The sequence below is a fragment of the Flavobacterium sp. genome, from assembly GCF_044368625.1.
Lineage (GTDB): Bacteria > Bacteroidota > Bacteroidia > Flavobacteriales > Flavobacteriaceae > Flavobacterium.
Genome location: NZ_JBIPPD010000004.1, coordinates 25,804 through 36,294 on the forward strand (window position 1 = coordinate 25,804; position 10,491 = coordinate 36,294).

The following is a 10,491-nucleotide window of genomic DNA, read 5'->3' on the forward strand; positions in this document are numbered from 1 at the left end:
TTATGATTAAAAAATATTTAATTGTTGTTGTAGGTCCCACCGCTATTGGCAAGACAGCTTTGAGCATAAAAATTGCCGAGGCTTTTCAATCTGAAATTATTTCGTGTGATTCTCGACAGTTTTTTAAAGAAATGAGCATCGGAACCGCCGTTCCGTCAGAAACAGAATTGGCATCGGCGAAGCACCATTTCATTCAAAATAAATCTATTTTTGAAAATTATTCCGTTGGCGATTATGAAAAAGAAGCCGTTACCAAATTAGATGCCTTGTTTGAAACGAGCGACTTTGCCGTTTTAGTGGGAGGTTCAGGACTTTATGTAAATGCAGTTTTAAAAGGTTTTGATGCTTTTCCAGATATTGATTCTGAGATTCGATTTACCCTACAAGAAAAATACAATTCAGGAGGCTTGCTTTATTTACAAAATCAATTTCAAGAAACAGATCCTGCATATTATCAATTTCTACAAGAAACCAATCCGCAAACTTTGCAAAATCCGCAACGATTAATGCGTTTTGTAGAAGTAGGATTAGGAACTGGAAAACCTTATTCTTCCTTTTTGAATCAAGAAAAAGCAAAACGAAACTTTACTCCAATTATCATTGGATTAGAAGCGGATCGCGAAGTATTGTACGGAAGAATAAATAACCGAGTGGATGTCATGATCCAACAAGGGCTTATAGAAGAAGCTCAGAAATTATTTGCCCATAAACATTTGAATGCTTTACAAACTGTGGGTTACCGCGAATTATTTGACTATTTTGACGGAAAAATACCCCTAGATAAAGCCATTGAAGAGATTAAGAAAAACACGCGAAATTTTGCCAAACGCCAATTGACTTGGTTTAAGCGAACTGAAAATGTAGAATGGTTTGATTATCAAATGAACTCAAAAGAAATAGTTGACCTAATTCATTCACGAAAATGCCAATAGATCCAAGATTTACATCCATATATGAAAAAATTTGGGACATCAATTTTTCACAATGCGCTCCAAATGGCGCTTTAAATTACACCGACTTGTGCAATTTATTGCAATTGACCGCTGCAGAACATGCCGATTTGGGTGGTATTAGTTTTTCGGACATGCAGGAGAAAGATCAAGCGTGGGTTTTGAGCAGGATGCGGATTGAAATAGACGATTTACCCAAATGGCACGAACAAATATCGATTAAAACTTGGATTGTTTCTATTGAAAACGCTCAATCCATTCGTGCGTTGGAAGTGTACCGAGGAGAACAAAAAATAATTTCTTGCGAAACCTTATGGGTTGTTTTGAATACCAAATTGAGAAGGCCTGAAAATTTACATTTGGCACACGAGCACTGCGAAAAATTTCCTGAAAAACGAAGTACAATTGATCGCGTAAAAAGAATCCGAATTCCTCTGGATCTGTCAAAAGTTGGAACCCATAGCGTTGTGTTTTCGGATTTAGACGTTGTCAATCACGTCAATAATGTCAAATACCTCGAATGGTGTTTGGATTTTGTTTCACCCGCGATATTGCTGCATCAAGGTTTTAAAAGCCTAGAAATGAACTTCTTGAATGAGTTACTTTTGGGAGACCAAGTGGAACTACACTCTTCAATGGTAGACAACACTACGTATTTTTCGATTTTAAAAGATACCAGAAACTGCTTTTCGCTCGAATTCAAAATCTAAAAAAAAACTCCGATTTCTCGGAGTTTCATATTATTCTGCTTCTGGAGCAACAGGCTTATTTTTAACCACTAAACGGAAACCTTCTCCGTGTATGTTTAAAATTTCGACTTCATCATCAAGTTTCAAATACTTTCTTAATTTGGCAATATAAACGTCCATACTTCGTGAAGTAAAGTAATTGTCGTCTCTCCAAATTTTAGTTAATGCAAGTTCTCTTGGCATCAAATCATTTTCGTAAACGGCAAGCATTTTCAACAATTCATTCTCTTTTGGCGAAAGTTTGATAGGCTCGGTATCTTTGTAAGTCAAGAAACGCAATTTTGAATTCAAATGGAAATTACCAATAATAAATTCAAATTTGGTTGCATCTGCCTTAACTTCAGAAGATTTACGTTGAATAATGGCCTTAATTTTCATCAAAAGCACTTCTGAATCAAAAGGCTTATTCAAATAATCGTCCGCTCCTACTTTATATCCTTTCAAGACATCGTCTTTCATTGATTTAGCGGTTAAGAAAATAATAGGCACTTCTTTGTTTTTTTCGCGGATTTCTTTTGCAAGCGTATATCCGTCTTTGTACGGCATCATCACGTCCAAAATACACAAATCAAAGGTGTCTTTTTTGAACTTTTCAAAACCTTCCATACCATTTTTCGCTAAAGTGACATCGAAGTCATTTAGTATTAAATAATCTTTAAGTATCGCTCCGAAGTTCGGATCGTCTTCCACAAGAAGAATTTTTTTGTTTTCGTTTTCCATAACTTAATTTATTAGGGGTAATTTTATAATAAAGGTACTTCCTTTACCTTTTTCACTTTCAACAGCAATTTGACCATTATGGTCTTCTATAATTCGTTTTACATACGCTAAGCCCAAACCATGTCCTTTTACATTATGGATATCTCCGGTATGTTCTCGATAAAATTTTTCAAAAATCCGTTTTTGTGCCACTTTGCTCATTCCTTGTCCGTGGTCTTTTACTTTTATTATTACAAAATCTTTTACATTTTCAGTAATCACATCGATAATTGGTTTTTCTGGCGAATATTTTATAGCATTATCTAAAACATTTACTATTACGTTCGTAAAATGGACGTCGTTGAGTAAAACGCTGGTTCGTGTGGCTTTGAAATGTGTGGTAATAGTACCTTCTCGATCTTCTATAATTAAATTCACATGCTCTATAGCTTCTTCAACAATTTCATGGATATCCATCGACTCTTTATTAATTTCCAGTTCTCTCTTTTCAAGTTTGGAAATCCGCAATACATTTTCAACTTGTGCATGCATTCGTTTGTTTTCATCACGTATCATTTGTAAATAACGCGTTGTTTTTTCACGATCATCAATAACTTTAGGGCTTTTTATAGCGTCCAAAGCTAAGTTTATGGTAGCAATCGGCGTTTTAAATTCGTGCGTCATATTATTGATAAAATCTGTTTTGATTTCAGAAATTTGACGTTGTTTGATTAACTGATTTAGAGCACTCGTATAAGCTATTATTATTATTAACGTAAAAATGATTGATAAGGTTGTAATTCCTATCAATTCGGAGAAAAGAAATTTTTTCTTTTCTGGAAAGCTAACCAACAATTGATAGTCACTTTTTCCATCACTATTTGTTAAAAAGGGAATAGCAAAAGTGGCATTTTTATCAAACTTAAATTCGGAAGATTTTACTTTTGTTGCCAAACCATTTTCATAAATTCCAAATTCAAATGGGGTATTTACGTCGTACAGTTTTAATTCCTTTTTTAAAGCTTTTTGCAATGAGTTAACAGAAACTCTTTCTTTTAAAGACTTTGTTTCAGTAATTCCATCAAAAAACATCTGAATTTGCACTTTGTCTAACATGTCCATTCGCCCCGACTTTTTGATAGTCATTTCTGGAGTTGGATTTAATTGAATGTTAGCATTATCGGTTCCTTCGCCGGAATAAACTTCTGTTTTACTGTTCGAAACAAAGTTGGTCACCTTGTTTACGGAATCCATTTTCTTGTCAAAGAACGATAAATTAACATTGTAATCTTCGGAAAGAATACTGTTAGAATAGATGATTGTTTTATTAGTTGTCCTATTTTTTTGTACTAAAACAAAATCCAAAAGCTCTGTTTTTGTGGGCTTTTTACCTTTTGTTTCTTTTAGAATGTTGTACTGATTGAGCAAACTATACACTTCTTGCTCTTTAAAATTATCAGCAACATTTCCAATAACTTGCTTTACATGATACTTAAATTGTTCTTCATTGTTTTTAAATGAGGTATTAATCAAATACAGCTGCACTAGAATAATTCCTATCAGCGATAGGCTCATCAAAAAAACCAATAAACGAAACAACAATTTATTCATATCAACAAATTTAACATTTTAACATTTCCCGACTGAACACATTAACCAAACATTAACATCTAGTTATATTTATAATTTTTCGACCATTTTTTGGTAAACCTTTCTAACTTGCTCCATTGTTTCAGAAAGATGATCATTTTGAATTACAAAATCACTTAAAGCTACTCTTTGTTCATCAGTCCACTGACTATTGATTCGGTTTCTCACTTCTTCAAACGTAGTTTGATCACGTTCCAACACCCTTTTTATTCTAATTTCAATAGGTGCCGTTACCGTAATTACAAAATCACAAGTTAGATGATTGTTGGTTTCGAATAAGATAGCGGTTTCCTTGATAACAAACCTTTCCTTTTTATTTTTCTCAATCCAAGCTGCAAAATCTTTGGCTACCAGAGGATGAATAATAGCATTTAGTTGGCTTAATTTTTCCGGATTATTAAATACTACATTTGCCATTGCAGCACGATTCAAAGTGCCATTTAACACCATATTTGTTCCAAACTGATCTTGAATTTTTTGTAACGTTTCGGGATAATTGGTAACTTTTTTTGCCTGAACATCCGCAATGTAAACGGGGACACCTAAATCGTGAAACATATTTGCAACAGTTGTTTTTCCGCTGCCAATTCCACCTGTTAATCCAATAATTTTGGTCATGTTTATTACTTAAAAAAAAGTTCAGGAAATGCTTTTTGAGGTTGCTTTTTTAAAATTTGGATTAGGAAAAAGGATTTTAAAAAGCCAATTCCATAACCAAAAAATTGTATAAGTGTTGCGAAAACAGCAAGTAATCCAATTTTAAAACTTTTGGTTTGCAATAGTGCAACAATAAAAAGCAATTCGAAGTAAATTGTGAATATAAAAGTTAGGATGTAACTGTTTAAAAAAGCAGTTACAACAGCCAACACTATTCCTATCAAAAAAAAGCTGGGAAAAAAGTACGTGATTTTTGAATATTTGGGATGCCAATGATTCAAAATAGGTCTTGCTTTTCCGAATTTATTGACTTGCTTGTAAAATTTTGACCAGTCGATTCTCCTTTTGTGATAGACATAAGCTTCTGGAAGCAGAACAGTTTCAAAACCTAGTTCCCACAATCGAATGGACAAATCGGGGTCTTCTCCTGGATGAATTTTTCCAAAACCGCCAGTTGCTTCAAATGCTTTTTTAGAAATACCCATATTAAAACTTCGGGGTTGAAATTTGTCAATAGCCTCTGAACCTCCCCGAATTCCTCCTGTTGTAATAAATGAAGTCATAGCAAAATTTATTGCTTTTTGAACATCCGAGAAACTGTCTAATGCCTTGTCTGGACCGCCGAAACAATCTGCAAATTTCAAGTTAAGTGCGTGATCCACTTCCGTTAAATAATTAGGAGGAATAATACAATCGGAATCAAAAATGATAAGGTAATCGCCTTTTGCTTTTTGCATTCCAAAATTTCGTGAATCACCAGGACCTGAGTTGGTTTTGGAATAGTAACTGATTTCAAGTTTGGAATGGAAGGATGCAATTACTTTATCACAAGGCAAAGACGAACCATCTTCTACAATTACTACCTCGAAATTTTTATAATAATTGAGCAACACTAAACTACTTAATAGTTCGCTAATCTCATCCGGACGATTGTAAACAGGAATAATTATTGAAAAAAACATGTTTTAAAATTTTAACAAATATAAGCTTAAAAAAAAAGCCACCCGAAGGTGGCTTAAAAAAATCAATAAATTTTAAATTTTATTGTTTGATCACTTTGAGTGTTTTCACTGCATTTTCTGTATTTACTTTTACCAAGTAAGTTCCAGTTGCTAAGTTAGACATATCTACTTGACCTTTAGTTGCATTCATGTCCATTGCTAAGACTTTTTGTCCTAATAAATTATAAACGGCAACCTGAGAAATATTCTGAGTAAAATTCAAGTTAAGTACATCTTTCACAGGGTTTGGATAAGCAGAGAAAGAATTAGTATCGAAATCTACATTTGACAAATCAACTTGCATTACGATATTATCCAAATACAATTGGTTTTGATTCGCAATTGAATATGCTTGAAATCCTATTACATAATCACCACTTACCGTTGGAGTAAATGTAGCTGTATTACTCTGTAAAGTCGCTTGATTGATGGTTGGATGATTTGCAATCTCAGTAGTCATAGAAGTAGCATTCGCTGTTGTACCGTAAGCCACTTTCAAACTTTCTGTGAAAAAAGTGAAATCATTTCCGTATTCATAAGAAACACTGTATGTAGTTCCAGCCTCTAAAGTCATTGTATTTGTAAAAAACCATGCATTAGCAGCATTTGCAACACTATATGGGTAGTTTAATACTTTAGAAGTAAAACCATACCCAGGGCTGTTTGCCGTTCTCCAATTGTTACCTGAACCAGCATTTTGCAAGTAAGTACAAGATGGTAAAGCAGGAACTGTTGCGTTTTCAAAATTAATTGTATAAGGCATTACTGCATTTACGCAATCAGTTGTAAACATAACCGCATCAGACCAGGAACTATTATCTGTAGCTCCACAAATCGCTCTTACAAATACCTTATAAGTAGTTGAACCTGATAAACCCATCAATTCAGCAGCTGTAATTCCAGCAGCAACTGTACCTGTTGGAATTGTAGTTGCGTTAGGAGTAAGCGTTAAATCGCTAGTTATAAAGTAATCATAACCATTAGCTGGTGCTGGAGTTGTTGCAGTCCAGTTAGCAGTAGCTGAAGTAATAGTTATGTTGGCAACTGTTGGTGCTAATGGTGCGAGACAAGTTGGTGTTGGTTCCAATCTAAAATCATCAAAAGCAATATACCATGGACTACCAGAAGGTTGGTTTACTCTTACTGCGAAATAGTAAGTCCCAGTTGTAGTTGGAACAATTGTATTACTTACCAATGCATAAGGTTGGATGGCATAAGCTCCTGTACCAGAGGCAGTGATTGTTGTACCCAATTGAGTAGCTCCTACACTATTTTGGGCTGTATTTTGGAATACTCCAACAGTCCATCCTGTAAATCCATCTGCTTGCATGTAGAAACTTAAGTCATAACTTACACCTGCAGTCAATTGAAATCCTGGAGTCCACATGTACTCGTTAGCAGCTGACCATGAATTTCTCAAAAATCGAGAACCTGTTCGAGCTGTAACGTAATTCGAACTACTTGCTTGATTAGCAGTAACCCAATCCCCATTCTCTTCAGACCAACAAACTGGAAATGCTGTTCCAGCAGTCCCTTCAAATCCTTCTGTCCATGGGAATGTGTTGACAGGAACGCAAGCTGTAGTAAAAGTTGTTGCAGGCGACCAAATTCCAAATTCGCTTCCGCAAGCCGCTCTAACCCAAACTTTGTAAGTTGTACTTGGAGCCAAACCTGGAATTGTTGCAGCTGGAGTTGTAGCTACATCCACTGGCACTAAACCATCAGGATTCTCTAAAGTAGCCAATCCGTAAGCATATTGCCATGCTGTTTCTGCACCACCTGGTGTCCATGTAATATTTGCTGTGTTGGGAGTAGCGCCCACAAACGTAACGACATTAATATCTGGACAAGTTGGAGCAACTCCCCATACCACATCATCAATATATAAATACTGAATCGTCCCTGTTCCAACAAATTTAAACGCTACGTGAGCATTAGTGGTTGAATTAACAAATGCAACTGAATAATTAGCAAAAGCATTAGTCATCGGGATGGTTTGTACAACTGTAAATGTACTTGCATTAGTAGGGTCACTCATTGTACCTACTTGTAATGAAACGCCTGCAGTAAATGAATACGCTTTAAATTTCACACGGTGTAAATTCAAAGGCAAATCTGTCAATGCTGGTGTAATTAAATAAAGTGCTGCTGCTGCATCATTGGAATTAAACATCTCAACGTTATCAGCAAAAGATGAAACCTGAACTCTAGCAAACTGATCTGCTGTAGTTTTTAAAGTATACCAACACTCAGGAGCTGGAATAGTTACATCTGTTGTAAAATTTTCTGTAAATTCTTCAAATGGATTACATGCAGTTCTAAAAGTAAATGGACCTGTCCACGGACTTAAGCTTCCATTCCCACAATTTCTTTGAATATAATAAGCATAATTTGCTTGAGCGTCTAATCCTGACAAAGTTGTAGTTAAACCTGTGATTCCTGAAGTGATAGTTCCAGAACCTTGTGGCTCACCTGCAAACATTACTTCTACATTAAACAAGTTACCTGCAGAAACCCAGTTAAGTGTAGCGCCATTGGCAGTAATATTACTTACTGAACTCGCAGATGGTGGTAAACACGCTGGTGCAGCTACCACATCTACCAATAAGTCGATTGTAACACCATACGACCCACCATAACATGGATTGGCTGGATTTTGAAATGCGTCTGTTGTTACAATTCGCATTCTATGCTCTCCAATTGAAGCAGTTAAAGGTGTAACAAATGATGTATTAACTACTGTAGGAATTGTATTTGGTCCTTCTGGTCCTGTAAATACCAATTCCGATGGTTCGAAAGTATAGTTATTGTTAAAATCGATCCAAACGTTGGTGGCATAAGAAAAGCCCGTTGCAAGCGTCACATTCATTATTGTATTAACTCCTTGTGTAATTTCTACTGCACCATTTTCGATTAGGTTAGCATAAGTTACATCGGTTACCGGAAAGTTTGTGTCGTTTATTTGAACATTTGTCACTCCTGCCCCATCATTAGATGTAGGTACACTGATGCAATAACATCCATCGTCAAACGTGGTAAATGAATCTTCAAAACAGTTTACAGCAGCTCCAAGTGCATTATAAGGTCTTACAGTGTAATAATAAGTTGTACCAGAGTTTCCTACAAATGAATAATTTAAAACACTAAAAATATTTACATTATTCACTACCAAACCACCTCCATTTGGAGCAGTTCCAATCGAAACAGTATAACCGTCAGCTCCAGGAACAGCTGCCCATGTAAATGTTGTAGCAGAATTTCCACAACCTTCATTTATTACAGCATTCATATCCTCAATACAACCAGGAACTGTAGTTGGGATAGGCTCCCATTCCACATCATCTAAATAAACCGAACGAAATGTTCCACCTAAACCATGTTTAAATGCCACGTGTCCATCGGTAGTACTTGTATTTAAAGAAACGTTATAAGTAGTATACGTGGTACCTAAAGTAATGGTTTGTAGCGGTGTGAAAGTAGCTGCATTTGTAGCATCACTCATTGTACCCACAATTAATAATTGTCCGGCTGTTCCACCACGCGCTTTAAATTTCATACGATGCGTGTTGGCACCAATAGCAGTTAACGCTGGAGAAGCCAACAATATTTCTGCTGTAGCATCACTCGAATTGGTCATAAAGATCGCATTTGGCGCCGATGCTGCAGTATTACTTACTACAGATATATTTACTCCAGTATTTGTTGACACAATTGTTTTGGTCCAACAATTTGGCACAACACCCGTTGCAGCAGTTGTACTGGTAAAATTTTCTATAAAATCATCAAAAGGCACACAAAGTGTTCTAAAAACAATAGGGCCTGACCACACACTTGAATCTGTTCCGCATAGAGAACGAACCCAGAAATAATAATTAGTGTTCGGTGTTAATCCCGAGATATTTGCACTAACCCCAGTGCTTGGTGTACCAGCAGCTGTAGGTGCAGCATTTACATCCGAATAATAAAATTCATATCCTGCAGAAGGAGCTGGCGTTGGTGCAGTCCATCCTAAAGTTGCTGAGTTGGCTTCAACTGCAGAAGCAGCGAGTCCACTTGGAGATACACAAGTTGGCGCAGCACCTTGACTTAAAATAATATTATCGAAATAAACATAAGCATCAACACCATTTACAGCAATACTTGTGATTTTTACAAATAAAGCTCCTGGCGTTGGAGAGAACTGAAAAGTTTTAGTAGCACATGTAGTAGAAACTTCGTGATTCGACTGATCAATTGTACCAACTGGAAACCATGGACCAGTTGCTGAATTAGACCATTCTGCTACGATAGACACCTGATTAGCTGGCGTTGGTACTGTATTGGCCGGCCAATTTAAAAGCTTATAATCAAAGCTAAAAGTAACAACCCCACCATTGGAAGTGCCTAATGAAGGAGAAGTTATTGAATTAGGGGCGTTAAACGTGTTAGCTCTTACTGAGGCAGCCCCAACACATGGTGTAATAGTTTGCCTTGAAAAGCCCACGGCGGTCCATCCTCCCAGAGGCGGAGTATCAGGCTCAAAGCCGTACTCGTAAGATACTTGTCCATAACCACTCAAGACCAAGGTCAGGAGTAAGACTAATGATAAAGTAATTTTTTTCATAATTGAAAATTAGTTATTGTTAATATATCGCTAAAATATAACTTATATTTCGGACACAATAAATTTAAGTGTTAATTTTTAGTTCTAATCGACAGCTTTTAGCGACTTAGTAATATTTTTAATAAATTAAATGATAAATATTGAAAAGTAAAATTCAAATTTACACTTGGCGTTGTTTACGA

The 10,491-nt window shown here is 35.9% G+C and carries 7 protein-coding genes; 2 read left to right on the forward strand and 5 right to left on the reverse strand.

Annotated elements, in window-relative coordinates; genetic code table 11:
- The first annotated feature begins 2 nt into the window (after positions 1-2).
- Positions 3-932 carry a tRNA (adenosine(37)-N6)-dimethylallyltransferase MiaA gene (miaA, locus tag ACIQ2X_RS00735; protein ID WP_396176958.1) on the forward strand — a complete coding sequence of 310 codons (930 nt, stop codon included), beginning with the start codon at positions 3-5 and terminating at the stop codon, positions 930-932.
- On the forward strand, positions 923-1,660 hold the full coding sequence (locus ACIQ2X_RS00740) for an acyl-[acyl-carrier-protein] thioesterase (RefSeq protein ID WP_396176959.1): 738 nt from the start codon (positions 923-925) through the stop codon (positions 1,658-1,660). The genes miaA and ACIQ2X_RS00740 overlap by 10 nt, the downstream gene beginning before the upstream one ends.
- 30 nt (positions 1,661-1,690) lie before the next feature.
- Here ACIQ2X_RS00740 and ACIQ2X_RS00745 read toward each other — a convergent pair whose 3' ends face one another.
- The 5 genes from ACIQ2X_RS00745 to ACIQ2X_RS00765 all read right to left on the reverse strand — a co-directional run bounded on the left by ACIQ2X_RS00745 (position 1,691) and on the right by ACIQ2X_RS00765 (position 10,309).
- Positions 1,691-2,419, reverse strand: a complete 729-nt coding sequence (locus ACIQ2X_RS00745) for a response regulator transcription factor (protein ID WP_396176960.1) — start codon at positions 2,417-2,419, stop codon at positions 1,691-1,693.
- A gap of 3 nt (positions 2,420-2,422) precedes the next feature.
- Positions 2,423-4,009, reverse strand: a complete 1,587-nt coding sequence (locus ACIQ2X_RS00750) for a sensor histidine kinase (RefSeq protein ID WP_396176961.1) — start codon at positions 4,007-4,009, stop codon at positions 2,423-2,425.
- Between the two features lie 69 nt (positions 4,010-4,078).
- On the reverse strand, positions 4,079-4,666 hold the full coding sequence (gene coaE / locus ACIQ2X_RS00755) for a dephospho-CoA kinase (RefSeq protein WP_396176962.1): 588 nt from the start codon (positions 4,664-4,666) through the stop codon (positions 4,079-4,081).
- A gap of 5 nt (positions 4,667-4,671) precedes the next feature.
- Positions 4,672-5,667 (reverse strand): glycosyltransferase, encoded by a 996-nt coding sequence (locus ACIQ2X_RS00760; RefSeq protein ID WP_396176963.1) that lies wholly within the window; start codon positions 5,665-5,667, stop codon positions 4,672-4,674.
- 79 nt (positions 5,668-5,746) lie between these two features.
- On the reverse strand, positions 5,747-10,309 hold the full coding sequence (locus ACIQ2X_RS00765) for a fibronectin type III domain-containing protein (RefSeq protein ID WP_396176964.1): 4,563 nt from the start codon (positions 10,307-10,309) through the stop codon (positions 5,747-5,749).
- Positions 10,310-10,491 lie beyond the last annotated feature (182 nt).

Excerpts from the sequence above, each read along its gene's own strand:
- ACIQ2X_RS00765 (WP_396176964.1), bottom strand. The coding sequence starts at position 10,309 with ATGAAAAAAATTACTTTATCATTAGTCTTACTCCTGACCTTGGTCTTG.
- ACIQ2X_RS00745 (WP_396176960.1), bottom strand. The coding sequence starts at position 2,419 with ATGGAAAACGAAAACAAAAAAATTCTTCTTGTGGAAGACGATCCGAAC.
- miaA (WP_396176958.1), top strand. The coding sequence starts at position 3 with ATGATTAAAAAATATTTAATTGTTGTTGTAGGTCCCACCGCTATTGGC.
- ACIQ2X_RS00760 (WP_396176963.1), bottom strand. The coding sequence starts at position 5,667 with ATGTTTTTTTCAATAATTATTCCTGTTTACAATCGTCCGGATGAGATT.
- ACIQ2X_RS00750 (WP_396176961.1), bottom strand. The coding sequence starts at position 4,009 with ATGAATAAATTGTTGTTTCGTTTATTGGTTTTTTTGATGAGCCTATCG.
- ACIQ2X_RS00740 (WP_396176959.1), top strand. The coding sequence starts at position 923 with ATGCCAATAGATCCAAGATTTACATCCATATATGAAAAAATTTGGGAC.
- coaE (WP_396176962.1), bottom strand. The coding sequence starts at position 4,666 with ATGACCAAAATTATTGGATTAACAGGTGGAATTGGCAGCGGAAAAACA.